The sequence below is a fragment of the Thermus thalpophilus genome, from assembly GCF_022760915.1.
Taxonomy (GTDB): Bacteria; Deinococcota; Deinococci; order Deinococcales; family Thermaceae; genus Thermus; species Thermus thalpophilus.
On the sequence record NZ_JAKTNS010000033.1, the window covers coordinates 1 to 24,641 of the forward strand.

At 65.7% G+C, this 24,641-nt stretch carries 27 protein-coding genes and 1 pseudogene; 9 read left to right on the plus strand and 19 right to left on the minus strand.

All coding sequences use genetic code 11. The features are described 5' to 3' along the window. The first annotated feature begins 87 nt into the window (after positions 1-87). The 3 genes from L0D17_RS10535 to L0D17_RS10545 are packed head-to-tail and all read left to right on the plus strand — an operon-like array spanning position 88 to position 2,664. Positions 88-507 carry a carbohydrate ABC transporter permease gene (locus L0D17_RS10535; protein WP_243095115.1) on the plus strand — a complete coding sequence of 140 codons (420 nt, stop codon included), beginning with the start codon at positions 88-90 and terminating at the stop codon, positions 505-507. Between the two features lie 3 nt (positions 508-510). Further along, on the plus strand, positions 511-1,368 hold the full coding sequence (locus tag L0D17_RS10540) for a carbohydrate ABC transporter permease (RefSeq protein WP_152607417.1): 858 nt from the start codon (positions 511-513) through the stop codon (positions 1,366-1,368). Positions 1,369-1,377: 9 nt separating this feature from the next. Then, positions 1,378-2,664 (plus strand): GH1 family beta-glucosidase, encoded by a 1,287-nt coding sequence (locus L0D17_RS10545; protein ID WP_243095121.1) that lies wholly within the window; start codon positions 1,378-1,380, stop codon positions 2,662-2,664. Here the strand turns inward: L0D17_RS10545 and L0D17_RS13630 are convergent. Genes L0D17_RS13630 through L0D17_RS10575 form a run of 5 tightly spaced genes read right to left on the minus strand, consistent with a single transcriptional unit; the run spans position 2,661 to position 8,546 of the window. Continuing rightward, a complete protein-coding gene (locus L0D17_RS13630; RefSeq protein WP_279231741.1) occupies positions 2,661-3,296 on the minus strand; it encodes a response regulator in 636 nt (211 codons plus the stop codon). The genes L0D17_RS10545 and L0D17_RS13630 overlap by 4 nt on opposite strands. Further along, on the minus strand, positions 3,275-4,615 hold the full coding sequence (locus tag L0D17_RS13810; RefSeq protein WP_243095123.1) for a sensor histidine kinase: 1,341 nt from the start codon (positions 4,613-4,615) through the stop codon (positions 3,275-3,277). The genes L0D17_RS13630 and L0D17_RS13810 overlap by 22 nt, the downstream gene beginning before the upstream one ends. 16 nt (positions 4,616-4,631) lie before the next feature. After that, positions 4,632-5,747 (minus strand): ABC transporter ATP-binding protein, encoded by a 1,116-nt coding sequence (locus L0D17_RS10565; RefSeq protein WP_243095125.1) that lies wholly within the window; start codon positions 5,745-5,747, stop codon positions 4,632-4,634. Between the two features lie 9 nt (positions 5,748-5,756). Next, entirely contained in the window at positions 5,757-7,460 is a 1,704-nt protein-coding gene (locus L0D17_RS10570) for an ABC transporter permease (RefSeq protein ID WP_243095127.1), read from the minus strand. A 9-nt stretch (positions 7,461-7,469) separates the two neighbouring features. Continuing rightward, a complete protein-coding gene (locus L0D17_RS10575; RefSeq protein ID WP_243095129.1) occupies positions 7,470-8,546 on the minus strand; it encodes an ABC transporter substrate-binding protein in 1,077 nt (358 codons plus the stop codon). Between the two features lie 147 nt (positions 8,547-8,693). Between L0D17_RS10575 and L0D17_RS10580 the strand changes: the two genes are divergently transcribed. Beyond that, entirely contained in the window at positions 8,694-9,218 is a 525-nt protein-coding gene (locus L0D17_RS10580) for an AbrB family transcriptional regulator (RefSeq protein WP_279231742.1), read from the plus strand. 14 nt (positions 9,219-9,232) lie between these two features. Here L0D17_RS10580 and L0D17_RS10585 read toward each other — a convergent pair whose 3' ends face one another. From L0D17_RS10585 to L0D17_RS10615, 7 genes are read right to left on the minus strand one after another with little or no spacing between them, the layout of a single operon-like run. After that, positions 9,233-9,919, minus strand: coding sequence for an ABC transporter ATP-binding protein (locus L0D17_RS10585; protein WP_243095133.1), 687 nt, complete (start codon positions 9,917-9,919; stop codon positions 9,233-9,235). Continuing rightward, positions 9,916-10,665, minus strand: a complete 750-nt coding sequence (locus L0D17_RS10590) for an ABC transporter ATP-binding protein (protein ID WP_243095135.1) — start codon at positions 10,663-10,665, stop codon at positions 9,916-9,918. Before L0D17_RS10590 ends, L0D17_RS10585 begins: the two co-directional genes overlap by 4 nt. Further along, positions 10,646-11,575, minus strand: coding sequence for a branched-chain amino acid ABC transporter permease (locus L0D17_RS10595; protein ID WP_243095137.1), 930 nt, complete (start codon positions 11,573-11,575; stop codon positions 10,646-10,648). The genes L0D17_RS10590 and L0D17_RS10595 overlap by 20 nt, the downstream gene beginning before the upstream one ends. Beyond that, positions 11,572-12,453 (minus strand): branched-chain amino acid ABC transporter permease, encoded by an 882-nt coding sequence (locus tag L0D17_RS10600; protein ID WP_243095139.1) that lies wholly within the window; start codon positions 12,451-12,453, stop codon positions 11,572-11,574. Before L0D17_RS10600 ends, L0D17_RS10595 begins: the two co-directional genes overlap by 4 nt. Positions 12,454-12,456: 3 nt before the next feature. After that, entirely contained in the window at positions 12,457-13,653 is a 1,197-nt protein-coding gene (locus L0D17_RS10605; RefSeq protein WP_243095141.1) for an ABC transporter substrate-binding protein, read from the minus strand. A 9-nt stretch (positions 13,654-13,662) separates the two neighbouring features. Further along, positions 13,663-14,394, minus strand: coding sequence for an SDR family NAD(P)-dependent oxidoreductase (locus tag L0D17_RS10610; protein ID WP_243095143.1), 732 nt, complete (start codon positions 14,392-14,394; stop codon positions 13,663-13,665). After that, positions 14,381-15,676 (minus strand): phenylacetate--CoA ligase family protein, encoded by a 1,296-nt coding sequence (locus L0D17_RS10615; protein ID WP_243095145.1) that lies wholly within the window; start codon positions 15,674-15,676, stop codon positions 14,381-14,383. The genes L0D17_RS10610 and L0D17_RS10615 overlap by 14 nt, the downstream gene beginning before the upstream one ends. Before the next feature lie 102 nt (positions 15,677-15,778). Here L0D17_RS10615 and L0D17_RS10620 point away from each other — a divergent pair, with 102 nt between their 5' ends. The 5 genes from L0D17_RS10620 to L0D17_RS10640 are packed head-to-tail and all read left to right on the plus strand — an operon-like array spanning position 15,779 to position 19,315. Then, a complete protein-coding gene (locus L0D17_RS10620; protein ID WP_243095146.1) occupies positions 15,779-16,309 on the plus strand; it encodes a MerR family transcriptional regulator in 531 nt (176 codons plus the stop codon). Beyond that, a complete protein-coding gene (locus L0D17_RS10625) occupies positions 16,206-17,360 on the plus strand; it encodes an acyl-CoA dehydrogenase family protein (RefSeq protein WP_243095147.1) in 1,155 nt (384 codons plus the stop codon). The genes L0D17_RS10620 and L0D17_RS10625 overlap by 104 nt, the downstream gene beginning before the upstream one ends. Further along, positions 17,357-18,334: a phosphotransferase family protein gene (locus tag L0D17_RS10630; protein ID WP_243095148.1), complete on the plus strand. Its 978-nt coding sequence runs from the start codon at positions 17,357-17,359 to the stop codon at positions 18,332-18,334. The genes L0D17_RS10625 and L0D17_RS10630 overlap by 4 nt, the downstream gene beginning before the upstream one ends. Continuing rightward, entirely contained in the window at positions 18,327-18,677 is a 351-nt protein-coding gene (locus L0D17_RS10635) for a DUF6285 domain-containing protein (protein WP_243095149.1), read from the plus strand. Before L0D17_RS10630 ends, L0D17_RS10635 begins: the two co-directional genes overlap by 8 nt. Then, on the plus strand, positions 18,674-19,315 hold the full coding sequence (locus L0D17_RS10640) for a histidine phosphatase family protein (protein WP_243095151.1): 642 nt from the start codon (positions 18,674-18,676) through the stop codon (positions 19,313-19,315). Before L0D17_RS10635 ends, L0D17_RS10640 begins: the two co-directional genes overlap by 4 nt. Here the strand turns inward: L0D17_RS10640 and L0D17_RS10645 are convergent. The 7 genes and pseudogenes from L0D17_RS10645 to L0D17_RS10675 form a co-directional block, all read right to left on the minus strand. Then, a complete protein-coding gene (locus tag L0D17_RS10645) occupies positions 19,312-20,295 on the minus strand; it encodes a TAXI family TRAP transporter solute-binding subunit (protein WP_243095153.1) in 984 nt (327 codons plus the stop codon). The two genes, L0D17_RS10640 and L0D17_RS10645, sit on opposite strands and share 4 nt — an antisense overlap. 351 nt (positions 20,296-20,646) lie before the next feature. Beyond that, the gene (locus tag L0D17_RS10650) at positions 20,647-21,207 is read right to left on the minus strand and encodes a hypothetical protein (protein ID WP_243095155.1); all 561 of its coding nucleotides are present in this window, start codon (positions 21,205-21,207) and stop codon (positions 20,647-20,649) included. Between the two features lie 98 nt (positions 21,208-21,305). Further along, complete coding sequence (locus tag L0D17_RS10655; protein WP_243095157.1) at positions 21,306-21,707, minus strand: SaoD/DsrE family protein; 402 nt, start codon at positions 21,705-21,707, stop codon at positions 21,306-21,308. Then, positions 21,707-22,456: an ABC transporter permease gene (locus L0D17_RS10660; protein WP_243095158.1), complete on the minus strand. Its 750-nt coding sequence runs from the start codon at positions 22,454-22,456 to the stop codon at positions 21,707-21,709. Before L0D17_RS10660 ends, L0D17_RS10655 begins: the two co-directional genes overlap by 1 nt. Next, on the minus strand, positions 22,441-23,187 hold the full coding sequence (locus tag L0D17_RS10665) for an ABC transporter ATP-binding protein (protein ID WP_243095160.1): 747 nt from the start codon (positions 23,185-23,187) through the stop codon (positions 22,441-22,443). Before L0D17_RS10665 ends, L0D17_RS10660 begins: the two co-directional genes overlap by 16 nt. Then, a complete protein-coding gene (locus tag L0D17_RS10670) occupies positions 23,174-24,157 on the minus strand; it encodes an ABC transporter substrate-binding protein (protein WP_243095162.1) in 984 nt (327 codons plus the stop codon). The genes L0D17_RS10665 and L0D17_RS10670 overlap by 14 nt, the downstream gene beginning before the upstream one ends. Positions 24,158-24,271: 114 nt before the next feature. Further along, positions 24,272-24,641 (minus strand): annotated as a pseudogene (locus L0D17_RS10675) (transposase); the annotation flags it as partial.

Consider the following 24,641-nt stretch of genomic DNA (forward strand, 5'->3'; position numbering starts at 1 on the left):
CAGGAGCGGTATGCCCCCCGTACACAGACTCTTACACATAACTCTTGACACGACCAGCCCCACTGGCTCATCGGTCCTCTCACCTTCGTGGCCATCGTCCTCCCCACGGTGTGGCGGAGCTGGCCTTTCGTCATGGTTACCTACCTGGCGGCCCTCCAGACCGTACCCCAGGAGCTTTACGAGGCGGCCAAGGTGGACGGGGCCACCCCCTGGCAGCGCTTTCGGCACATCACCTGGCCCTTGCTCCGGCCCGTCACCGCCATTCTGCTCCTCTACGGCCTTCTCGGCACCCTTTACAGCTTCAACATCGTCTACATGATGTTCGGCCACGGCGCCGGGTACCCGGGGGAGTGGGGGGACCTCCTCATGACCAACCTGTTCCGGAACACCTTCGGCATGTGGAACTTCGGCCTGGGGGCCGCCGCCAGCACCCTTTACATGCTCTTGACCCTGGTGCTCATCCTCTTTTGGTACCGGGTCTTCCGCGAGGACCTGAAGGCGAGGTGAACGATGCGGGAAGAACGTTGGCTGGCATGGGGCGCTTGGGGCGTTTTGGTCCTGGGGCTTTTCGGGCAGCTTTTCCCCATCCTTTGGATGGTGAACACTTCCCTGATGACCCAACTGGAAGCCGCCACGGGAAGCCTCTTTCCCAAGGTGCCCCAATGGGGGAACTACCTGGAGATCTGGCGGGCGCTCCCCTTTTTCCAGTACCTCAAAAACTCCCTTCTCATCTGCGGCCTCACCACCCTCTTCGCCCTGGGGGTGGCCATCCTGGCGGGCTACGCCCTGGCCCGCTTCCGCTTCCCCGGGGCGGAGCTTTTCGCCGGGAGCGTTTTGCTCACCCAGGTGATCCCGGGCATTCTCTTCTTGATTCCCATTTACATCATGTACATCGCCTTCCAGAACTGGGTGCGGGAGGCGCTGGGCCTCGAGGTGAGGCTGGTGGGGAGTTACACGGGTTTGGTCCTCACCTATACCGCCTTCTTCGTTCCCATGAGCATCTGGATCCTGCGGGGCTTCTTCGCCTCCATCCCCAAGGAGCTGGAGGAAGCGGCCATGGTGGACGGGGCCACCCCCTTCCAGGCCTTCTACCGGGTGATCCTGCCCCTGGCCCTGCCGGGCATCGCCGCCACCGCCGTCTACATCTTCCTCACCGCCTGGGACGAGCTCCTCTTCGCCCAGATCCTCACCACCGAGGCCACCGCCACCATTCCCGTGGGCATCCGCAACTTCGTGGGCAACTTCCAAAACCGCTACGACCTGGTGATGGCCGCGGCCACGGTGGCCACGCTGCCGGTCCTCTTCCTCTTCTTCTTGGTGCAGCGCTGGCTCATCCAGGGCCTCACCGCCGGCGCGGTCAAGGGATAGGAGGAGCGTGTGGACAGGGAAACCTTTCTTTTCGGGGCAGCCACCAGCGCCTACCAGATCGAAGGGGCCACGCAGGAGGACGGTCGGGGGCCCTCCATCTGGGACGCCTTCGCGCGGCGTCCCGGCGCCATTCGGGATGGGAGTTCGGGCGAGCCCGCCTGCCAACACTATCGCCTTTGGCGGGAGGACCTGGCGTGGATGCGGTGGCTGGGCTTAACGGCCTACCGCTTCTCGGTGGCCTGGCCCCGCATCCTCCCAGAGGGAAAGGGCCGCATCAACCCCAAGGGCCTCGCCTTCTACGACCGCCTCGTGGACGGCCTTTTGGAGGCGGGGATCACCCCCTTCCTCACCCTTTACCACTGGGACCTGCCCTTGGCCCTGGAGGAGCGGGGCGGGTGGCGGAGCCGGGAAACCGCCTTCGCCTTTGCGGAGTACGCCGCCTTGGTGGGGAAGGCCTTCAAAGACCGCGTCCCCTTCTTCGCCACGCTCAACGAGCCTTGGTGCAGCGCCTTCCTCGGCCACCTCACCGGGGAGCACGCCCCGGGCCTGAGGAACCCGGAGGCGGCCCTCAGGGCCGCCCACCACCTCCTCCTGGCCCACGGGCTCGGGGTGGAGGCCCTGCGGGGGGCGGGGGCCAAGCGGGTGGGGATCGTCCTCAACTTCACCTGGGTGGAGGGGGAGGACGCGGAGGCGGTGGACCGGGCGGACCGCTACCACAACCGCTTCTTCCTGGACCCCCTCCTGGGCCGGGGCTATCCCGAAAGCCCCTTCACCCCTAGCCCTCAGGTCCCCATCTACCCCAGGGACCTGGAGCGCATCGCCCAACCCTTGGACTTCCTCGGGGTGAATTACTACACCCGCGCCCGCGTGGCGCCGGGGGAAGGCGTATACCCCGTGCGCTACCTCCCCCCAGAGAAGCCCACCACCGCCATGGGCTGGGAAGTCTACCCCGAAGGGCTGTACCTCCTCCTAAAGCGCCTGGCCCGGGAAACCCCTTGGCCCCTTTACGTGACGGAAAACGGGGCCGCCTACCCCGACCTTTGGGCGGGGGAAGAAGTGGTGGAGGACCCCGAGCGGGTGGCGTACCTGGAAGCCCACCTGGAGGCGGCGCTTCGGGCTAGGGCCGAAGGGGCTCCCCTTCAGGGCTACTTCGTCTGGAGCCTCCTGGACAACTTTGAGTGGGCCCACGGCTACACCAAGCGCTTCGGCCTCCTCTACGTGGACTTCCCCACGCAAAGGCGGATTCCCAAGCGAAGCGCTTTCTGGTACCGGGAAAGGCTCCGCGGCGGGGCCTAAGCGTCCGGGCCCACGAGGCGGTACCGCCTCGTGGGCCTCCCGGCGCTCCCGCGGACCTGCTCCGCCTGCAAAAGCCCCTGGCGCCGCAACCCCTCCAGGTAGCGCCAGGCAGTGACGCGGGAAAGCCCCAAGGAAGCGGCCACCTCCTCCACCGTCAGAAAGGCGCGGTGGCGGAAGAGGCCCAGGACGCGGTCTTGGGTTAGGGGGTCTAGGCCCTTGGGCCCCCTGCCCCGGGCCAGGAGGCGGTCCAGGTCCGCTTGGGACACCTCCTTCTTGCCCCGTAGCGCCCGGAAGGCCCGGTAGCGGCCCAGGGCCTCCTGGAAGCGGCTTCGCCCAAAGGGCTTCACCAGGTAGTCCATGGCCCCGCCGAGGAGGGCCCGCTCCACGGTGGGCGCATCCTTGGCGGCGGTGATGACGATGACGTAGCTCCCCTCGAGGGCAGGAAGGAGGTCCAGTCCGTGCCCATCGGGGAGATACAGGTCCAGAAGCACCAGGTGAGGCTCCGGCTCCAGCGCCTCCAAGGCCTCGGCCAGGCTCGAGGCCACGATCGCCTCAAAACCCTCCGCCTCCAAAAAGGCCCGGTGCAGGGCAGCCACCCGCGGATCGTCCTCTACGATGAGCGCCCGTTCCATGGCTCGCCCAGAACGATCCAGAACACCGTCCAGCCCTCCTCCCGGCGAAACCCCATCTCTCCCCCCGCCCCCCGCACCTGGGCCCGGGCTAGGGCCAGGCCGTAACCCCGCCCTGTCCCCCGCCCGCTCGCTCCAGGAAGGAAAAGAGCCTCTGTCCCTAGGGGAAGCCCCGGACCGTTATCCCACACCTCCACGCGCAAGCCCCCTTCCTCCTCCAGGAAAGAGACCCGAACCGCACCCCCAGGCCCGGCGGCTTCCAGGGCGTTGTCCACCAGGTGTCCCATCGCTGACACGAGCACGTCCGAAAGGGGCGCGTAACGGGCGGGAAGCCCCCCTTCCAAGGTCAACACCACCCCAAGCTCATGCGCCCTGCGGCGCTTACCCAAAAGCAGGGCAGCAACAAGGGGCACCTCCACCCGGGAAAGCACCGCCTCCAGCTCGGCTTCCGCCTCCGCCTCGCTCTGGATGAGGCGCAAGGCCTCCTCCACCCGCCCAAGCTCCAAAAGCCCAGCCAGGACATGGAGCAGGTTGTGGAACTCATGGGCCTGGGCGCGGAGGAGGTCCAAATGGCGGCGGCTTTGCGTGAGGTTTTCCGCCAGGCGCAATAGCTCCCGTTGGTCCTGGAAGACCACCACCCGGTGCTCCCCCACCCTGCGTACCCGCACCCGGGCGGGCCGGCCCGTGGGAAGAGGCAAAGCCTCTTCTCCAGAGGAGAGCGTTGTAGCCTCGGCCATGGCGGGCCAGATCCTCCGCAGGGATAGGGGCGTGAGGGCTTCCGGGGCAAGGCCCAAAAGGTCCCGGGCGCGGGGATTAAGTAGGACAACGTTTTCCCCTCGCACCACAACCACACCCTCCTCCAAAGCGGCCACGGCCGCTTCCAAAGCGACAAGCCGCTTTTGCGCCTCTTTCCAAGACCACCCGAAGGCGCGGCGCAGAACCCCATGAACCCGCGCCCTAGCCCAAAGGAGCGAAAGGAAGGCCAAAAGGAAGCCGAGCCCCCAAGCGGGCAAGTAAAGCGGGTAGCCCCGCGCCACCTCCAAAGCCCCAGAACTCATGGGCCAGCTCACCCAGGCCCGAAGCCCCCTTGGGCGCACCTCCACCCCCTCCGCCTTTTCCCCGAGAAGGGGCAAGGGGCTTTCGGGACGGGTCGTCAGGCGAACCCCCAGGAGGGGAAGGGGGCCACCCGACGCCACCGCCCCCGCCACCCTCCGGGCCTCGGTCAGGAGAGCTTGGCCCAGGTAGTCGTTGGCCCGGATGGCCTCGAGGAACCCTAATCCCAGGACCAAAACCACGAAGGGCGCCAAAAGGGCGCGGATCACGAGGGCATTATCCGACCTACGGGCCGGGGTAGGCCAGGGCGCTCTCCGGGTCAAAGGCGAGGCGCACCCGGGAGCCGGAAAGCGGGGTGGGGCTCACCAGCCTGAGCAGGGCCTCCCCCACCCGGACCCACTCCTCGTAGTGCGCCCCCAGGTAAAGGCTGTGCACCCGTTCCCCCTCCAGGGCGTTCACCTCCCCTACCCCCGCCACCCGCAGGACCTCAGGCCGGAGGACCAGCTTGGCCAGCCTCCCAGGGGCCAAGGACCCCATGGCCCTGGCCCGTACAGAGAACCCGGCAAGCTCCAGCCGGACCAGACCCTCCTCCAAGGCCACCACCAAGGCCTCCACCACGTTGGGGTTCCCGAGGAAATCCGCCACGAAAAGGGTCTTCGGGTTCCGGTAGAGCTCCTCGGGGGTGCCCACCTGCTCAATCCGGCCCTCGTTGAGCAGAGCGATGCGGTCGGCCATGGCCATGGCCTCCGCCTGGTCGTGGGTGACGAAGAGGGCGGCCTTGCCCGTGGCCTTGAGGGTTTCCCGGAGCCAGACCCGGGCCTGGTCCCTGAGCTTGGCGTCCAGGTTGGAAAGGGGCTCGTCCAGGAGGAGGAGCTTGGGGTCGTAGGCCAAGGCCCGGGCCAAGGACACCCGCTGCTGCTGCCCCCCGGAAAGGGCCCCGGGGTAGCGGCCTTCCAAACCCGCAAGGCCCAGCCGATCCAGGAGGGAGAGCACCCGCTCCCTCACCTCCTTCTCCGGCACCCGCCTCAGCCGCAACCCGTAGGCCACGTTCTCGTACACGGTGCGGTGGGGCCATAGGGCGTAGGACTGGAAGACGAGGCCCAGGTTCCGCCGTTCTGGGGGGAGGAAGACCCCCTTCGCCCCGTCAAAAAACACCTCCTCCCCCAAGGCGATCCGCCCTCCCGTGGGCCGCACCAGGCCCGCCACCGCCCGGAGCAGGGTGGTCTTGCCCGAGCCCGAAGGGCCCAGGAGGGCCACCACCTCCCCCGGGGGGACGGTGAGGTCCACCCCCTGGAGGACCAGGTTCTCCCCCAGGCGCACCTCCAGGGCCTCCACCGCTAAAGAAGCCTCCTTGGGGCTCGTTCCAGGGCTATGCGGGTTGAGCGATCCCTTTCCCGTCACGCTTCACCTCTACAAGCCTTGGGGCCGGACCCCGAGGCGGTTGGCCAGGAGGAAGACGGCGCTCACGATGATCACCTGCAGGGTGGCCAAGGCGGCGATCACGTCCACCGCCCCCGTTCCCCAGAGGGCCACGATCTGCGCCCCCAGGACCTCCGTGCCCGCCGTCAGGAGGTAGACGCCCGTGGAGTACTCCCGCACGAACTGGATGAAGAGCAGAAACCAGGCGGTGAGGATCCCCCCCCGCAAAAGCGGGAGCGTCCCGTGGAGGAAGGCCCTCACCGCCGAGGCCCCGGCGATGCGGGCCGCCTCCTCCACCTCCCGCCCCACCTGGAGGAGGGCGGCGGTGAGGAGGCGGACCCCGTAGGGCATCCAGACCACGGTGTAGGCCAGGACCAGGGCGAAAAGCGTGTTGCGCAGGGGGGCGATGGGCTTTAGGAAAAGGAAGAGCCAGAGGAAGGCCAGCCCCATGACCAAACCCGGCACCGCCCGGGGGAGGCCCGCCAAATAGTCCAGCACCCGGCCATACCCCTTGCCCCGCTGGATCCCCAGGGCGATGAGGAGGTAGAAAACCAGGGCCACAATGCCACCCAGGGCCGCCACCACCAGGGTGTTCGTCACCGCCCGGCTCAGGTTGGGAAGCCCAAAGACCTCCACGTAGTGGCCCAGAGTGAATGCCTCCTTGAGGTCCACCCCTGGGCCCCAGCTGGAAACCAGGCTGCGGAAAACCACCCCTAGCACCGGCAAAACCACGGCCACGAGGAGGTAGAGGGCCAGGAAGAAGGCCCAGAGGTACCGCAAGCGCCCGAGGGGAAGCCGCTCCGTGCGGTACCCCCGGGCCCCGATGGCCACGTACCGCCCCTCCATGCGCCCCACCAGGTAGCGTTGCAAAAGGACCAGGCCCCAAGCGATGAGGACGATGGCCACGCTCACCGCCGCCATCAGATGGTAAGCGGAGGTGCCGGTGATGGCGGTGAGGCGGTACAGGTACGTGGTGATGACCATGATCCCCTTGGCGTCCCCCAGGACCAGGGGGAGGCCGAAAAGCTCAAAGCCTAAAAGAAGCATGAGGGCGGCGCTATAGACCAAGGCGGGGCGCACCAAGGGGAGGGTGACGCTTAGGGCAACCCAGAAGGGCTTCGCTCCCGCCACCCGGGCCGCCTCCTCCAAGGAGGCGTCCACGTTCTGGATGGTGCTGGCCACGTAAAGGTAGACGTAGGGCACGTGGGTCAGCCCGGCGATGACGGCGATGGCGGGCAGGGTGTAGATGGTCCAAGGCACCCGGCCCAAAATGCCCTCCACCAGGCCCGAAACCAGGCCCGAGGGGCCGAAGGCCACGATGAAGCCGATGCCGAGGATGATGGGGGAGATGAAAATCGGGGCGAGGAGGAGGAGCTCAAAGAGGCGGGCGAAGGGAAGGTCCGTCTTGGTCACCAAGAAGGCGAAGAGGCTTCCTAAGGGCACGGCTACCCCCACCATCCCGAGCCCGATGACGAGGGAGTTCTTGAGCGCCTCAAAGAAGTACGGGTCGTGGAGGATGTAGCGGTAGGCCTCGAGGCCCACCCGCTTGATCGGGGCGAAGAAGGGGGCGGTAAGGAAGCTCTGGTAGGCGAGGATCCCTAAAGGCGCCAGGACCAAAAGCCCCACCACCCCCACGAGAAGGGGAAGTGCCCACCGCCCCGCTTCCCCGGACAGGGTGCCCCGCACGGGCGCCATCCCGCCTCCCTACTGGCCCCGGATGGCCTGGCGCCAGAAGGTGAGGAAGCGCAGGCGCTCCTGCGGGTCCAGGTTCTTCAGGATCTCCCGGGACACGGGGATGGCGTACACCTTGTCCTTGCCCCCTACCGCCTTGTAGAGGGCCTGGGGCGTGGCCTCCCCCACCACCGTTTCCCTGCGGGCGAAGATCAAGGCGGTGTAGGCCATAAGGTTCTGGCCCCGCAAGGAAAGGAGATAGTCCAGGAAGAGCTTGGCGGCGTTAGGGTGGGCCGCCTGCTTGTTGATGAAGGCCACCCGCTGGATGGCCACGGTGCCGTCCGTCAGGTAGACGATGCCAAGGTCCTTCACCGTGCGCTGCCGCAACAGGGCGTAGGAGCCGAAGAAGCCGTAAGCCATGTAGTGCTCCCCGGAGATGACCTTTTCAAAGGCCGCCCCGGTGGAGGAATAGAGGGAGGCCTGGGCGCGGCCAAAGGCGCGAACCAGGTTTTGGAAGGCAGGATACTGGTCATAATCCGCCTTGAGGATGGTGAAGCCCACGGCGCTCCGCTCGGGGTCCCAGGTGGCCACGCGCCCACGCATCCGAGGCTCCTGCAGCAGGCGAGCTAGGCCCTCGCGGGTGGTAGGCACCTCCTCCGGTTTGAGGAAGCGGCGATTGTAAACCACCACTGCCGGCTCGAGGGTGGTGCCGTAAGCCAGGTTCTCCAGGCGGCTGTTGGCCGGCCAGTTCTTGGCCTCCGGGGAGTCGTAGGGCAAGGCGTAACCCTCGCTCGCCAGCTTCACCTGGAGCTCCATGGCGCTGGACCAAAGGAGGTCGGCGCTCCGTGCCCCAGCCGCCGTTTCACTCACGAAGCGGTCGTAAATGGCCTGGGTCCCTAAGTCATTGTACTCAATCTGAATGAAAGGGTACAAACGGCGGAAATCGTCCAGCAGGGCCTGAGCGCTCGCCTGGTCTGTGGACGAGTAGATGATGAGCCGCCCTTCCTTGCGGGCCGCCTCCACCACCTGGGGATCGGAGGCCGGCCGGGACTGCTGCCCCAAAACCCAAGCACCCAACAGAACCAAGAACCACACCGTCCATTTGCGCATCGCCCTCACCTCCTCGGTTACGCTTACAAGGGGACTATACGCCAACCTTCCCTCCCGGGCAAGGCCGTTTCGTTTTTTTCCCGCTCGTTTCCGAGGGCACAAACCCATAGGGGAGCCTGTTCCGCAAGAGGGGCCGTAAATCCGGCCTTGCCCGGTGCCCTCCCTTGGGGATATACCCAAGGCATGGAGCTCATGCGTCCTCTCCTCCTCGGACTCCTCGTGGGAATGGCCTTTCACCGCTTAGGCCTCCCCGGGGGAGCGGTGGTGGGAGCCATGTTGGGCGCCGGCCTTTACCAGGCCCTCTCCCTAGCTCCCGCGCCCGCGCCAGCGGGTTTGGACCTGGTAGCCCAACTCCTGGCTGGGGTGGCTGTCGGGCTTAGCTTCCGCAGGGAACTCCTCCAGGGGTGGCTCCTGCCCTGGGCGGCCCTGGCAGCCCTAGGCTTTCTGGCCCTGGCCTTGGCCCTGGCTTTGGTCTACGCTCGCCTTCTGGGCGTGAGCCCCCATACCCTTTTCTTCGCCCTTTCCCCCGGCGGCATCACCGGCATGGGCCCCTTGAGCCGGGCCGAGGGAGGGGACGCGGGACTGGTGGGGCTTTTCCACATGGTTCGGGTGTTTCTGCTCTTTCTCCTCGTGCCCCTCCTCGCCCGGCTCCTCACGCCCAACCCCCGCTAAAAGCTACCCTTGGGCTAGAGGGACAGGAGGGCCATAACCTCGTCGCTTCGGACCAGGTCCGCCATCCGGCCCTCCAAGCGCACCTCGCCCGTTTCCAAAACGTAGGCCCGGTCCGCCACCCTTCCCGTGAAGCGGAGGTTCTGCTCCGCCAATAGGACGGGCATGCCCTCGGCCTTCAGGGCCAGGACCAAGCGGGCGATCTCCTCCACGATGAGGGGCGCAAGGCCCTCCGTGGGCTCGTCCAAGAGGAGGAGCTTGGGATTGGTCAAGAGGGTGCGGGCGAGGGTGAGCATCTGCTGCTCGCCCCCGGAAAGGAGCCCTCCCCGGCGGTTTTGGATCTCCGCCAGCCGGGGAAGGAGGTCAAAGACCCGCTCTAGGTTCCAAGGGCCGGGCCGAGCGGCCACCAGGAGGTTTTCCCTAACCGTGAGTTCGGGGAAGATCCGGCGGTCGTCGGGAACATAGCCCAGCCCGAGCTGGGCCCGTTTGTAGGGCGGCCAGTCTGTAAAGTCGTGGCCCCGGTAGGAGAGCCGCCCAGAGAAGCGGCGCACAAGGCCCATGACCGCCTTGATCAGGGTGGTCTTACCGGCGCCGTTTCGCCCCAGGAGGGCCACCACCTCCCCCTCTTCCACCCGCAAGCTCACCCCGTGGAGCACAGGGAGCTCCCCGTAACCTGCCCGCAATGCCTCCACCACCAAGCTCATGCGCCTCCTCCCAGAAAGGCGGCGCGCACCGCCGCATCCCGTCGGATCTCCTCGGGGGTCCCCTCCGCCAGCATCTGGCCCTGGTGAAGCACGGTCACCCGATCCGCCAGGGCTAACACGGCCTCCGTGTCGTGTTCCGTAAAGAGAAGCGTCACGCCTTCCCGCCGCAAGAGGTCCCCGATAAAGTCCACCATGCGCCGGCGCTCCGCACGGGAAAGCCCGGCCAAGGGCTCGTCCAGAAGGAGGATCTCGGGCTCGGCCACCAAGGCCATGGCCACGTCCAGCCGTTTGAGGTCCCCCAAGGGCAACTCGGCCACCCGGCGGCCGGCATGCGCCTCGAGGCCCACCTTGGCCAAGGCCGCCTGCGCCTTGGCCTGGGCTTCGGGGAAGCTGGACAAGGGCCTTAGGAGCCGGAAGGTCTGTCCTGTGTACCCCAGCCGGGCCAGGACCACCGCCTCCAACACCGTCATGGAAGGGAACGGTTGCGCCCGCTGAAAGGCGACGGCGATGCCCAGCCGGGCTACCTTGGGCGTGGGCCAGCCCGTGATCTCGCGGTCTCGGAAGAACACCCTCCCTTGGTCCGGCACCAAGCGCCCGGTGATCACGTTGAAGAGGGTGGTCTTCCCCGCCCCGTTAGGCCCCACCAGCGCATGAAAGGCCTTGGCCCGCACCTCCAAGGAAACCCCGCTCAAGGCCAGGAACCCTTGGAAGGACTTGTACACCTTCTCAACCCTGAGCAGCGCCATGACGCACGCCCCAAAGCCTCTGCGCCACCTTCTCCCCCACCCCGGCAAGCCCCTTGGGGAAGAAGAGCACGGTAAGGAGGAGGACCACCCCTAGAAAAAAGGGCCAGTACTCCGTTTGCGCTTGGACCAAAACCCGAAGGACGAGAAAGGCCGTAGCCCCCACGGCAGGCCCCAGGAAGACCCCGCTCCCCCCAAGGATGGTGGCCAGGATGGCTTCCGCCGAGCGGGTCCAGAAGAGGTACTCGGGGAAAACCGAGCGCTGCAACGCCCCTTGGAGCGCCCCCGCCAGCCCGGACAGAAGGCCGGAAAGCACAAAGGCCAGGAGGAGGTGGCCGAACCCCGCGATGCCCACCGCCTCAGCACGGGCCCGGTTGTCCCTTAAGCCCCGGAGGGCGTAACCGAAGGGCGACCGCGCCAAAAGGCCGAGAAAGCCCACCCCCAGGGCGAAGGCGGCGAGGGTCAGGTAGTAGAAGGGGAGGCTCTCCCCCAAAACCCCGTGGGGCCGCAGGTCGGTGATCCCGTTGTCCCCCCCGGTGAAGGCATACCACTTGTGGGCCACAGCGTAGAGCAGTTGGGCGAAGGCCAGGGTGAGCATGGTGAAGTAGATGCGGGTCAGGCGCAGGCTCAAAAACCCGATTAGGGCCGCCGCCAGGCCTGAGGCCAAAAGGGCCACGGGAAGGGTAAGAAGGAAGGGCCACCCCGCACGGCTCACCAGGAGGGCCATGGTGTAAGCGCCGATCCCGAAAAAGGCCGCCTGACCGAAGGAGAGGAGGCCTGCCTGGTGGAAAAGGAGGTTGAAGGCCATGGCGTAAAGTCCCAGGATAAGGGCTTCGCTGGCCAGCTTTAGCCCGTACTCCGAGAGGACCGGACCCATAACCGCCAAGAGGAGGAAGAGGACGAGCAGCCTCATGTCCGCACCGCCGGTGGACGCCCCAGAAGGCCCCAGGGGCGAAGCAGCAAGACCAAGGCCATCAGGGCGAAGGGAAAGACCATGGCCATCTCCGGGAGCCAGAGGATGCCAAAGGCCTGGATCAGCCCTAGGAGCACGGCCCCCAAGAGGGCACCCCACACGCTACCCAGTCCCCCGATCACCACCACGATGAAGGCCTGGATCACCGCATCCACCGCCATACCTGGGGTGGCGGCCTGGAGGGGGAGGAGGACCGCTCCCCCCAAGGCGGCAAGGGCGATCCCTCCGGCAAAGACCGAGGTGTAGAGCAGGGGAACGTTGACCCCCAAGGCCTCCAGCATCTCCCGGTCCTGGGTGGCCGCCCGCACCCATACACCCAGCCGGGTCCGTTGCAGGAAGAGCCATAGGAGGAGGGCCACCAGGGCGGCCAGGCCCACCAGGAAGAGGTAGTAGCTGGGAAAGGGGGTACCCAGGAGAAAGAGGGGCGAGGCGAAGGCGGGGGGCAGGGGGAAGGAGCGGTAAGCGGCCCCAAAAGCGAAGCGCACGAGGTCCTCGAGGATCAGGAGGAGGGCGTAGGTGAGGAGGATCTGGTACTCCTCCGGCCTGCGGTAGATGGGCCGGATGAAAAGGCGCTCCACCATGGCCCCGATCACCACCCCCGCCGCCCCCACGAGCAAAAGCCCCTGCCAAAAGCCGTCCGCCTGGCCGCGGGCGAAGGCGTAAAGCAAATACGCCCCAAGCATGTAAAAGGAGCCATGGGCGAAGTTCACAATGCCCATGGCCCCAAAGATGAGGGAAAGCCCCACGGCAAGGAGGAAGAGGGTGCTGGCGTAGGCCATCCCGGTAAGGAGCTGGAGGAGGTAAAAGCCCAGTTCCATACCCTACCGCTTGCACTGCGTGGGGTACACCGTGTCCGTGGCCGGAACGATGCGCATGCGGTCCAGAATGGCGAAGGGATACTCGGGGGTGTGTTTGGTGTAGCCCCAGACAAGCCCCTCGAAGACCTGGTGGTCCTCTGGACGCATGCGCTTGCGCCCTTCGGGCGCATCGTAGGCGAGCCCCCCGTCGGCCTCAAAGGCCCGCCGCACCGCCTCCGCCTGGGTGGAGCGGGCCTTCTGGATGGCCAGGGCCAGCATGTGCATCCCGGCGTAGGCCTCCTCGGCGTTGTAGCTGGGGTACTCGTTAAAGCGCTTGCGGTACGCCTCCACAAAGGCCCGGTTCCGCTCGGTATTCGGGTACAGGAACCAGTAACGGGCCGAAACCAGAAGGCCCTCCGGCGCCTCCTTACCCAAGGGCCCCAGGACCTCCAGGGCCGCCCCCACGGGGTTCACAAAGTAGCGCACCTGGTTGAAGAAGCCAAAAGCTTTGGCCTGGCGCGCAAAGATCACCATATCCCCCGCCCAAAGGGTGGAGAAGACCCCTTCTGGCCGGGCCCGCATGAGCGCGGTGATGAAGCTTGCGTAGTCCGTGGAGCCAAAGCGAGGCCACTGCTCGCTCACCACCTCCACGTCCGGACGCAGCTGCTTCAGCCGGGTGATGAAATCCTGCCAGGAAACCCGGCCAAACTCGTAATCGGGTCCGATATTCGCCCAGCGCTTCACCGGTAGGGTGGCCGCCAGGGCCGCGGCGGCATAGGCGTCCATGCGGGCGTTGTTGGAGGTGCGGAAGACGTAAGGCCGGCACTGCTCCGTGAGGGTGGGGGTCGCCGCATGGGTGACCACCAAGGGAATCTTGTACTCATCGGTAAGAGGGGCCACCGCAAGGGAAACCGAGCTGGAGTCAATGCCAAACAGGAAGTCCACCTTCTCCTGCAGGATGAGCCGGCGGGCTTCCCGCACCCCCACCTCCGGGTTCCCTTGGTCGTCCACCACGATGAGCTGCAAGGGACGGCCCAGCACACCTCCCCGGGCGTTGATCTCGTCCACCGCCAGCTGCGCCCCTTGCGAACCCGACTTGCCGTAGCCCGCAAAGTTGCCGCTCAGGATGAAAAGCGCCCCGATCTTGATGGGCTGCTGTCCCTGAGCCCACGCTACGCCAACCGCCAACGCCAACATCCCAATCCACCGCCACGCCTTCATAGACACCTCCTACCTTGCTCCCACGCCGCCATCCACGGCGTAGACGCCGCCTGTCAGGTAAGCGTTCTCCGGCTCCAGGAGAAACGCCACCATTCTCGCCACCTCCTTGGGGTGGGCCATGCGCCCTAGGGGAATCTCCCGCAGGATGGCGGATCCAAGCTGAGGGTGGTTCCGTAGGCCCTCCGTCATCTCCGTTTCCGTCCAACCCGGGGCCACCAGGTTGACCCGGATGCCCCGCTCCGCCCAGTCCAAGGCCAGGGAGCGGGCGAGCCCCCAAAGCCCCGCCTTGGAGGCCGTGTAGGCGGCCAGGCGGGCCCCGCCCCGAAAGCCCAGGACCGAACCCACCAGCACCAGGCTCCCTGGACCCGTAAGCGCCCCGGCGAAGGCCCGGGCTGCCACAAAGGCCCCGGTGAGGTTAACGGCGAGCACCTCGTCCCACACCTCCAAGGGCAACCGGTCGGCACGGGTGAAGGCGGGGCTGGTGCCGGCGTTGTACACCAGGCCATAAAGGCCCACCTCCTCGGCAAAGCGGTCCACGGCCTCTTGCAGCACCTCCCGCTCCCGCACATCCACCGCCATCCCCCAAGCCCCGAGCCGCTCCGCCACCCCCTGCACCCGTTTTGGATCCCTCCCCGTGACGCCCAGCCTGGCGCCGCGCCGGACGAGCTCCTCGGCCACCGCAAGACCTATCCCCCGGGTAGCCCCCACCACCAGCACCGGAAGCCCCTCAAGCCCCGGCATGCCGCACCACCCGCTTGGCCTTAAAGGCCGTGCGTTCCAAAGTACCCGGGGCCTCGAGGCGCACCCATGGAGTCACCCCGAGCGCCTCCTTTAGGCGTTGGCGAATCCTCTCGACGAAGCCTTCGCCTATGTCCTGGGGATGGGACAACTCCACCACCACCGTCACTTCCTTGGCCACCCCGTCCACCTCGTAGACCTCTATCCGGTACTCGCTGGAGAGCTCGGGGAAGCGCCGCACCACCTCCTCCACCTGGCCGGGATAGAACTTCGCCCCCCGGTAGACCACGAGGTCGTCCGCCCGGCCCAGGATGCCCCCTAAGGCCCGCAGGTGCGTGCGGCCGCAAGCGCAGCGCTCTTTGGTGATGCGGGCCAGGTCTCCCGTGTAGTAGCGCACCAGAGGAGTGGCCTCGCGGGTGAGGTGGGTGAGGACCAGCACCCCCACCTCCCCCTCGGGCACGGGCTCTTTCGTTTCGGGATCCACCACCTCCACCAGGTAGTGGTCCTCGGCGAAGTGAAGCCCGGCTTGGAACTCGCACTCTCCGGCAAAGGTGGGGCCCATCTCCGCCAGGCCGTAGTAGTCGTAGGCCCTTAGGCCAAGGCCCTGCTCCAGCCGATTGCGGGTCGCGGGGTTTTCCGTTCCCGCCTCCCCTCCAAAGGCGCCTATGCGCAAGGGGCTCTCCAACCCGCGTTCCTTCAGAACCTCGGCCAGATAGAGCCCAAAGGACGGCGTGGCGGTAAGGGCTTGGGGCCGAAAACGGAATAACAGCTCCAGGTGGCGTTCCGTTTGCCCGGCCCCCACCGGCAGCACGAAAAGGCCCAGGGACCGGGCAGCGTAGTGGACAGCCATTCCCGCAACCCAAAGCCCATAACTAAAGCCGTTAAGCAGCGTGTCCCCCGGCCGCAACCCGTACGCGAAAAGCGTCCTCGCCGTCACTTGCGTGATGTTCTCCACGTCCCTTTCGCTCCAAACCGTGCCCACCGGGAAGCCGGTGGTGCCGCTACTGGGGTGGTACTCCCGCCAGGCCGCTCGGGACGCCAACACGTAGCGCCCCAAGGGGGGGTGGAGGCGTTGCTCTTCCCGAAGTTCCTGTTTGGTGACCAGGGGAAAGCGGGTAAGGTCCTCCAGGTGGCGGATCTCTAAGGGAACCCCGGCCCATTTCTCACGGAAGAAGAGGCTTTCTCGGCCAAGGCGCTCCACCTGTTGCCGCAGGCGCTCTAGCTGCAACGCCTCCAGGTCTTGCCGCGGCATGGTTTCCAGCTCCGGCTCCCAATAGGCCGCCATCTTTCCCTCCGCGCTTTGGGGCCACTATAGGGTTTTGAACGAGAAATGTCAAGGGTGTACATTCGTGTTTATTTTGCCTGTGCTTTGTGCTAAACTGCCACCATGCCCCCAACGATCCCTTCGCTTTACACCTTGAGCGACCTTGCCCGCGCTAGTGGGGTTTCACGGCGCATCCTGCAGCACTACGCCCAGCTCGGCCTTTTGGAGCCGGGGGCCCTCACCCAAGGGGGACGGAAGCTCTACACGGAATTCGCCCTGTACCTGATTCAGGATATTCAGGACCTCAACCAACTGGGATTTACCCTGGAAGAGATACGTAACATCATGGCCCTCAAGAAAGCCATCTTTCACCCCGATGGCACGTATCGGCAGGACTGGCGCCGGGAGGAAATTCCCCTCTCGGACGAGGACCTTTGGGCCATGTGGCGCAAAACGGGGGAGGTGCTCTCCAGCATCGAGCGGCAGGAGCGGATGATCCGCCGCTTCTACCGCTTCCTCACCAAACACTTTGCGCCGAAGGAGGTGCGGGATGGACTTTTTAGTGGACCGGGAGACGGAGGCGTTAAGGGAGCGGGTACGGGCTTTCCTGGAGGAGCGGGTCATCCCCCGGGAGAGGGAGGCGACGCCGGCTAACCTTGAGGCCCTAACCAAAGCGTTGCAGCAGGAGGCGAGGGAGTGGGGGGTTTTCCTGCCCCACATGCCGAAGGAGCTGGGCGGCTTGGGGCTTTCCTGGACCCAGCTTGCGGTGGTCCTGGAGGAAGCGGGAAGAAGCCTCTTGGGTCCCAGGGCGCTCAACGCCGCCGCCCCCGACGAGGGCAACATGCACCTCCTGCACAAGGTGGCCAACCCTGAGCAGAAAAAGCGCTACCTTGAACCCCTGGTGGCCGGGGAGGTGCGAAGCGGCTTCGCCATGACCGAGCCCATGGGGGCGGGAGCGGACCCCACCCTCCTCAAGGCCACGGCCCGGCGCCATGGCAAGGGCTTTGTCCTGGAAGGGCGCAAGTGGTTCACCACCGGGGCCGAGGGGGCGGCCTTCTTCCTGGTTTTGGCCCGGGCGGAGGAGGGGCCCACCCTCTTTTTGGTGGACCGGGAAAACCCCGGGCTCAAGCTGGTGCGCACCATTCCCACGATGGACCACTGGTCCGTGGGGGGGCACGGGGAGCTGCTCCTGGAGGGATGCGAGGTGGGGGAAGATGCCATATTGGGCGAGGCGGGCAAGGGCTTTGAATACGCCGAGCTCCGCCTGGACCCCGCCCGGCTCACCCACTGCATGCGCTGGCTCGGCGTGGGGGTGCGGGCCACCGAGCTTGCGCAAGATTACGCCTTGAGGCGGGAATCCTTTGGCAGGAAGCTCGCCGAACATCAAGGCGTCCAGTTCATGATCGCCGACAGCCACATAGAGCTTCACGCCGCACGGCTCATGGTGTGGCACGCCGCCTGGAAGCTGGACCGGGGTGAACGCATCCGCCACGAGGCCTCCATGGCCAAAGTCTTCGTCTCCGAGGCGGTGAGCCGAGCCGTGGACCGCGCGGTGCAGATCGCCGGGGCCCTAGGGATCAGCGAGGACATCCCCCTATCTATCTTCTACCGGGAGGTCCGCCCCTTCCGCATCTACGACGGGCCCAGCGAGGTCCACCGCGCCTCCGTGGGTAAGCGGGCCCTTTACAAGGGGCTTAGGCCATGAAGGAAGCGCTGGAATCGGAGCTGGGGGCCATTTTCGGACCCGGGGAGGTGGTCCGCTTGCACCGCCTCCCAGGGGGAGCCTCCAAGGAAGCCTGGGCCGTGGATTACCGTGTGGGGGAAACCGTCCACCCCCTTTTCCTGCGCCGGGCGGGGGGCGGGGTCATCTACCGGGGCACCCTCAGCCTGGCCACGGAGTTCCGCATCCTGCAACTGGCCCAGGCCCAGGGGGTGCGGGTTCCGGAACCCTTGGCCTACTTCCCCGACCTCGAGGGCCGGGAAGCCTTCCTCATGCGCCGCTTGGAGGGAGAGTCCATCGGGGCCCGGGTGGTGCGGCGGCCGGAGTACTCCAGGGCCCGGGAGCGGCTTCCCGAAGCCATGGCGGAGGAGCTGGCCAAGATCCACGCCATCCCCCTGGAAAAGGTTTCCTTCCTCCCCGCACCCGCATCCCCCGCTTGGCGCTCTGCCCTAGAAACGGCCTACCAAAACCTGGACAGCATCGACGAGCCCCATCCCGCCTTGGAGTGGGGCCTGCGGTGGCTTGCGGAACACCCACCCCCGGAGCGGTCCCCTGTCTTGGTCCATGGGGACTTCCGCATCGGCAACCTACTGATGGACGAGGAGGGGCTTGTGGCCGTCCTGGACTGGGAGTTCGCCCACCTGGGGGACCCCCGGGAGGATTTGGCCTGGCCCCTGGTGCGGGCTTGGCGCTTTGGCGAGGACGCCAAGCGCCTTGGAGGGGTGGGGGAGGTGGGCCCTTTTCTGAAACGCTACAACGCCCTCACGGGCCAAGACATCGGGGAAGAGGAACTTTTCTGGTGGGAGGTCCTTGGGAACGTGCGCTGGGGCCTGGGGGCGCTCCAGCAGGCCCGCAGGCACCTGAAGGGGGAGGAGCGGAGCGTGGAGCTTGCCGTTTTGGGTAGATTGGCAGCAGAGATGGAATACGAGATCCTTTACCTTCTAGAACGCCATGGATAGGCCTCATTTGGACGAGCTTTTGGAAGCGGTGGCGGAGTTTTTAGAGCGGGAGGTCCTTCCCGCCCTGGAGGACCCCAGGCTCCGCTTCCAGACCCTGGTGGCGCTAAACGCCTTGGGTATGGCCCGAAGGGAGGTGGCCTTAGGGGAGGCCCTTAAAGGAGAGGAGGCAGCAGCGTTGGCTACGCTCCTGGGCGAAGAAGGAGAGGTGGCGGACCTCCTAGCCACGCTCGCCCAGCAGATCCGTCAGGGCCAGGCCCCGCCCGGCACCTTCGCCTTCCTGAAAGCCCACGTAGCGCGCAAGCTCAAGGTGGCAAACCCTAAGTACCTGGAGCGTTACCCATGAGGAGGCGGCTTTTCCTCCTGCGCCACGGCGAGGTGGACTACTTTCCCCAAGGGAAACCCGTGTCTCCCCAGGGCGTGGGGCTCACGGAAAGGGGCAGGAGGCAGGCGGAAGCCGTGAGCGCACTCCTTCGTCAGGCGCCCCTGGACCTGGCCATCCACACGGGCCTCCCCCGCACGGAGGAAACCCTGGCCATCGTCCTAAAAGGCCGGAAGGTCCCCGTGGAGGCTTGGCCCGAGTTCCAAGAGATCCGGCCCGGACGGCTCAGAGAACTGGAGGACCCAGAGAGGGCCTTTCGAGAAGCGTTCCATCCCAAAGACCTCTCGGAGCGGTTTCTGGGCGGGGAGCGGTACGCGGACTTCCTGGCCCGGGTCCTCCCCGCCTACGAACGCCTCTTGCTAAGACCCTGGGACACCCTGCTCCTGGTGGCCCACGGAGGGGTCATCCGGGCCCTTCTTTCCTATGCCCTCACCGGGCAACCGGGCTTTCTCCCCCTCGAGGTGCACCCTTGCGGATTATCCATCCTAGACTTGGGGGAGCGGCCCCTTCTCCGCGTCCACAACCTAACCCCCCACGAACCCCTCCCCTCAACCCGCCTCTCCACCATGGAGGCCCTCTGGCTGGCCTACCGGATGCCCTAGCGCCACACCCCCTTTTCACGGAAGTAGCGCACGGCCCCCTCGTGGTAGGGCACCTTGCCGCCCCGAGAGCGGACAGCATTCTCCAAGGTGGTATCCCTTGCGGGAGCCACGGCGGCATGCAGGGCAGGGAGGTTTTCCAAGACCGCCTTGACCATGCCGTAGGCCACTTCCTCGGGGAGGCTGGCCGGGCAGACAAAGAGGTTCCAGAAGGTCAGGGTGGGCGTATCGTACCGAGTATTGTATACGCTTTTGGAGATGACCCCCGTGTCCACCACGCCGGGGAAGCGGCGCTGAAGCACTTGCACCGGGGTGCTCTGCGGCGGAAGGGGAACCAGGAAAAGGCGCTTTCCCTTGCGGGCCAGACTCCCTGAAAGCTCCAAAATGCTCCCCGTGGGTAACCCCCCGGACCAGAAGAAGGCGTCTAGGTTCCCTTCGGAAAGCATCTGCGCCGCCTCCGCCACCCGCACCCGCTCCCATTTGCCAAAGTGGAGTTTCGGGTCAAAGCCGGGAATGGCAGCGGACATGAGGACCCGAGCCTCGTACTCGATGATCCCCCCGGCCACCTCGGTGGAAACGCGCTTTCCCTTGAGGTCCTGGAGGACCCGGATCCCGCTATCCTCCGTGGTCACCACGTGGAAGTAGTTGGGGTACATGGTGAAAAGGATGCGTACAGGAGCAGGTTTTCCTTGGAAGCGCTCTTCCCCTTGAAAGGCCAGAAGGGCAGCATCGGGCAGCACGGTGCCGCAGTAGTAGAGGCTCCGGGCTGGGTCGGTGCGGTCCCGCAGGAGCATGAGGTTCTCCATGGACCCACCCGATTGCATGGCCTGGGCCTGCACCACGCCGGCCTTGTTGAGGATCTCCGCCACCGCCGTGCCGTAGTAGAAGTACACCCCGCCCACGCCCCCTGTGCCGATAACAATCTGGGGTTTTTGCGCCAAAGCCGCGCCGCAAAGGGCCACAACCAGGAGCCATCGCTTCATCGCCCACCTCCGGGTGAATGGAAGTTTACCGGTGAACATACTCGGGGCACAAGCCCGCCGTGGGCCTGCCTATGTGGGGCTCGGTTCTTGCCGGGGAAAGCTGCGCTTGCCCATGGGTCTAGCAGGCCAGGCTATGGGCTTTGTGAACCTGGCGGGGGTGTTGGGCATGTTCGCCCTTCAAACGGGGCTGGGACCTGTGTGGTTACCCTGCCGGAAGCTTCCACCTGCTAGTCCCCTTACAGTGATCGTGGCGTGGGCCTGGGTCCCTTTGGTCCGACCCCTCGAGGCTACCCCCCGGTAGGCACCCCGCCGCCACCTTACGTCCCGCCCCCGATTTGAGCGTAGGCTCCTCTAGCCCGGTGCCCCTCCACTTCCCGAAACCTCGAGGGCTTCCTCCACCACAAGGGTCAGGTCTTTCTCGAGCCGGCCCGTTAGCTCCAGAACCTGGCCGATAGGAAAAAGGGTCCCCGCCAAAAGGGGGTCTAGACGTAAGCAGAGGGTGAAGGCCTCCCCAAGCGCCCCCTTCTCCTGGTTAGGACGCACCTCCACCTTTAGGTTGTCCCCCGCCTTACCCACCAGGAGCCCCACCACCCTAAACCGCCCCGGCGATAAGGGCGGAGGCTCGGTGGTGTAGAGCTTGGCGAGGAGGGTCCTTCTTAGGTCCAAGCGGCACTCCTCCGTCCGGGGATAAAGGAGGACGGGAAGGGGGCCTCCGCCTGGGTTCCGGCGCAAGAAGGCCTGCAGCACCCCGGGTAGACTGGCCCGCGCCTTAGGGGACAGGCTATTGCTCGGCACCAAGTACACCCGGTCCAGAACCTGCACCGAGGGAAAGTGGCCGGGCCCCTTGGGCGGGGAGGCTACCCCCTGGACCAGCAAAACGGCCTGAAAGGCAATCGGCTTGGCTTGGCCCATGGCTCAAGTCTACCCATTCCAGCGAACCGAACCGCCTGGTGGCGAAGGGAAGCCGGTCCCGTCCTCAGAAAGCCTTCCGCCTTTGACGGACACACCCTTTAAAGGGTGATCACCTGGTCCACCTTACCCGCCAATGCCTGGTAGAGGTCCGGGAAGCACCCCACCGTAACCCCCTCCACCACGTGGGCCGCCACCCGGCACTCCCCAGGCTCCTTGCGCCCCTCCCCCTCCGGGGTGCACCACCTCGGCTCCCCCTCCGCTAAACCCCGCTCCAAGGCGCAAAGGTCACACATCATGAGGAGGATCCCTTTCTCCTTGGCCACCTTGGCCAGGCGCTCGCCAATGGGGTTCCCCTTCTGCAAAACCAAAGTGTTGTCGTCAAAGAAGAAGATCCCCACCACCTCCACCCCGTGCACCCCCGCCTCCAGTTGGGGCAGGATCATCTGCCCGAGCTTGTAGCTCGCCGCTCTAGGACTTGCCAAAACGTAGGCCACACGCATCAGAAACCTCCTTGGTTCTTCGGCCTCCAGCGAAGAACCCTGTCCTCCGCCTTGCCGAAAAGGAAAAAGAGGAGAAGGACAAACAGCACGATAAGGCTGATGAGGGCTAGGGAAAGCCGGGCGTTGTAGGTGCTTTGTGCGAAGGAGAGAAGGTAGCCAAGGCCCCGGCTCGAGGCCACAAACTCGCCCACCACCGCCCCGGTAAAGGCGAATCCCACCGCCACCTTCAAGGAGGAGAGCACCCAGGCCGCTAGCGAGGGAAGATAAACTTCCCGGAGAAGCCAACCCCTTCCCCCGCCCAGAGTGCGGACCCGCTCCAAGAGCCGGGGGTCCACCTGCTTCACCCCGCCATAGACGGCGAAAAAGATGAGAACGGCCACCAGGATAAGGCTTAGGGCCACCTTGGAAGCTAGGCCAATCCCAAGCCAGATGACGAAAAGCGGAGCCAGGACGACCCTTGGGATGGCATTCAAAAGGAGCATGATGGGCTCCAAAAGATCCGAGAATAGCGGGCTGAAGGCCGCAACCAGGCCCAACACGCCCCCGATCAGGATGCCGCCTCCAAGGCCCAGAAGGGCTGCGGTGAAAGTGGCCTGGAGGTGGGGAAGGATCTCTCCCGTGCGGAAAAGCTCCACGAGGGTGAGGAGCACCTGGTGGGGCGGGGGAGCGTAGAGGGGGTTAACCCAACCCAAAACCGCGAACAGCTCCCAAAGTAGAAGGAGGCCGAAAAGCACTAGGACACGACGCACGGGGACACCTCCTCCAAATCCTGCCAAAGCTGCCGCAAAAGAGGACCAAACCGGGGATCCGTCCTCACCCCCACAGGGTCCCGGGGCCGGGAAAAGGGAACCGGGTATTCCCGCACGATGCGGGCCCTCGGACCCCGGGAAAGGAGGTAGATCCGGTCGGAAAGGGAAATGGCTTCCTCGAGGTCGTGCGTCACCAGGAGAACGGCGATACCTTCGGCCTCCACCAAGCTAAGGAGGTCCCGGGTCACTTGGGTTCGGAGGATGGCGTCCAAGCTGGCTAAGGGTTCGTCCATGAGAAGGAGGCGCGGTTTAATGGCCAGCACTTGGGCCAGGGCCACCCGTTTTCTCTGCCCCCCGGAAAGTTGATGGGGATACCGGTTTCCAAGCCCGGAAAGGCCCAGGCGGGTAAGCCACACATCAGCCTCCCCAAGGGCTTTATCCTTGGGCAGGCCCCGGATCCTAAGCCCCAGGGCCACGTTCTCCCGGGCGGTGCGCCAGGGCAAGAGGGCGTCTTCTTGGAAGAGAAAGCCAAGTTCCTCCAAGCCGAAGTCCCGCTGCACCTCCCCTGCTTCAGGAGGAAGAAGGCCGGCAATGGCCCGAAGAAGGGTGCTCTTACCGCTTCCCGAAGGCCCTACCAGGCTAACAAACTCCCCCTTCTCCACCCTCAAGTCCACACCCTCCAGAACAGGGACGGGACCAAAGCCCAAGCGAAGCCCCTTAACCCGGAGCACCCACCACCTCCAGGTCTAAAAGGCTTTCCACCCTGAACGAGGGAGGTAGAAGCCCCGCCTCCACCTGGCTCTCCGCCACCCTCCGTGCCGCCTCGAGGTCGATCCGCACGTTCGTGGGGTAAAGGTCCTTGCGGTAGCGTTGGATGACCGCCTTGAGCCTATCCTCATCCCCTCCCGCAATCAAGGCCTTGGGCAAGGTGTCGGCGATGAGGCGGGCATCCGCCGCATGGATGAAACGAAGCGCCTTTTCCAAAGCGCGGCCCAAGGCCTTAATCTCTGCCAGGCGCGCCTCCCGCTCCTCCCGGCGCACCGCCACCCCCATGAACTCGTACGGCCCACCCAGATACGTCTGGGCCTGCTTAAGGTCCATGAGGTTCACGATCTCCCTCCCCCCCGCTTCCTTAAGGAGGGTAAGGGCAGGCTCCTGCACCATCCCCGCCTCCACGTGCCCCGCCCGAAGCGCCTCGTAGAGGTTAGGGCCCAAGGTAGCGTACTGGACCCGCTTAGGGTCTACCCCAGCCTTCTTCAGGAGGTAAACCAGGAGCACATGGTCGGCGTTGCCCAGGGCGGAGATGCCCACGGTCTTGCCCTGAAGGTCAGCAACACTTCGGATAGCGCTCCTGGGCCCGGCAGCCAGGGCGAAAAGGGGAAGCCTTCCCGTGGAAAGGACGCGAACGATGGGAGCCCCTTGCCGGTAGGCCTGTAAGGCGGCATCCAGACTGGTGGCGGCGTAGTCCACGGCCTTGCCCACCAGAAACTGCAGCGCCTGCGCTCCCCCACGGGCATAGACGAGCTCCACCTCGAGGCCTTCCTCCGCGAAATAGCCCCGCCGCTGCGCCACCTCGTACGGAATGATGCAGAGGAGCTGGGAGCAAAAAGCAAGCTTAAGCCGCCTCCTCCCCCGCTGGGCCAAACCAAGCCCCCCCAGGGCAAGCCCCGACAACCCCTGAACCACCTTTCTCCGGTCCACGCAGCAGTCCATACCCCATAGGGTGGGATATGAGCATAATCTTGTCAAGGGTATATTGCACCCTCTGGGCCCTCTTAAGGTTTGGCGATTCATTCTATGCCTTCGTGTGCTACCTCAAATCCCCACCCCCGCCATCCTGAGAAGGATCCGGCTCCGGATGAGGTTGTGGGCTAAGGTCACGCGATAGCGTACCTTGCGGATGAGGTTCACCCGCGCCAAAAGACCCCAGAAGGACCTGGCCTCTACCCGATGAAGCCCCAAAGAGCGCACCATCACGCTGAAGCGGGTTTCTATCCAGTTCCTCACCCGTCCCATCCACCCTTGCCAACCCGTCTCCACCACCCTGCCCCCCCGCAACCGGTAAGGCGGCGTCTTCACCCCCTGGACCCAGCGAAACCCCCGGTCCCCCAGGACGGCGGGAAGCCCAAACAAAAGCGCTTCCCCCCAAGTCTCCCGAGCGTTGCCGGGCAGGAGGCCAAAGCGG

What these genes read in the sequence shown, in the direction of transcription:
- L0D17_RS10625 (WP_243095147.1), top strand. Translation starts at nt 16,206, where the DNA reads ATGGACTTTTTAGTGGACCGGGAGACGGAGGCGTTAAGGGAGCGGGTA.
- L0D17_RS10615 (WP_243095145.1), bottom strand. Translation starts at nt 15,676, where the DNA reads ATGGCGGCCTATTGGGAGCCGGAGCTGGAAACCATGCCGCGGCAAGAC.
- L0D17_RS10600 (WP_243095139.1), bottom strand. Translation starts at nt 12,453, where the DNA reads ATGGAACTGGGCTTTTACCTCCTCCAGCTCCTTACCGGGATGGCCTAC.
- L0D17_RS10610 (WP_243095143.1), bottom strand. Translation starts at nt 14,394, where the DNA reads ATGCCGGGGCTTGAGGGGCTTCCGGTGCTGGTGGTGGGGGCTACCCGG.
- L0D17_RS10570 (WP_243095127.1), bottom strand. Translation starts at nt 7,460, where the DNA reads ATGGCGCCCGTGCGGGGCACCCTGTCCGGGGAAGCGGGGCGGTGGGCA.
- L0D17_RS10640 (WP_243095151.1), top strand. Translation starts at nt 18,674, where the DNA reads ATGAGGAGGCGGCTTTTCCTCCTGCGCCACGGCGAGGTGGACTACTTT.
- L0D17_RS10650 (WP_243095155.1), bottom strand. Translation starts at nt 21,207, where the DNA reads ATGGGCCAAGCCAAGCCGATTGCCTTTCAGGCCGTTTTGCTGGTCCAG.
- L0D17_RS10630 (WP_243095148.1), top strand. Translation starts at nt 17,357, where the DNA reads ATGAAGGAAGCGCTGGAATCGGAGCTGGGGGCCATTTTCGGACCCGGG.
- L0D17_RS10595 (WP_243095137.1), bottom strand. Translation starts at nt 11,575, where the DNA reads ATGAGGCTGCTCGTCCTCTTCCTCCTCTTGGCGGTTATGGGTCCGGTC.
- L0D17_RS10655 (WP_243095157.1), bottom strand. Translation starts at nt 21,707, where the DNA reads ATGCGTGTGGCCTACGTTTTGGCAAGTCCTAGAGCGGCGAGCTACAAG.
- L0D17_RS10575 (WP_243095129.1), bottom strand. Translation starts at nt 8,546, where the DNA reads ATGCGCAAATGGACGGTGTGGTTCTTGGTTCTGTTGGGTGCTTGGGTT.
- L0D17_RS10585 (WP_243095133.1), bottom strand. Translation starts at nt 9,919, where the DNA reads ATGAGCTTGGTGGTGGAGGCATTGCGGGCAGGTTACGGGGAGCTCCCT.
- L0D17_RS10605 (WP_243095141.1), bottom strand. Translation starts at nt 13,653, where the DNA reads ATGAAGGCGTGGCGGTGGATTGGGATGTTGGCGTTGGCGGTTGGCGTA.
- L0D17_RS13630 (WP_279231741.1), bottom strand. Translation starts at nt 3,296, where the DNA reads ATGGAACGGGCGCTCATCGTAGAGGACGATCCGCGGGTGGCTGCCCTG.
- L0D17_RS10635 (WP_243095149.1), top strand. Translation starts at nt 18,327, where the DNA reads ATGGATAGGCCTCATTTGGACGAGCTTTTGGAAGCGGTGGCGGAGTTT.
- L0D17_RS10590 (WP_243095135.1), bottom strand. Translation starts at nt 10,665, where the DNA reads ATGGCGCTGCTCAGGGTTGAGAAGGTGTACAAGTCCTTCCAAGGGTTC.
- L0D17_RS10540 (WP_152607417.1), top strand. Translation starts at nt 511, where the DNA reads ATGCGGGAAGAACGTTGGCTGGCATGGGGCGCTTGGGGCGTTTTGGTC.
- L0D17_RS10620 (WP_243095146.1), top strand. Translation starts at nt 15,779, where the DNA reads ATGCCCCCAACGATCCCTTCGCTTTACACCTTGAGCGACCTTGCCCGC.
- L0D17_RS10645 (WP_243095153.1), bottom strand. Translation starts at nt 20,295, where the DNA reads ATGAAGCGATGGCTCCTGGTTGTGGCCCTTTGCGGCGCGGCTTTGGCG.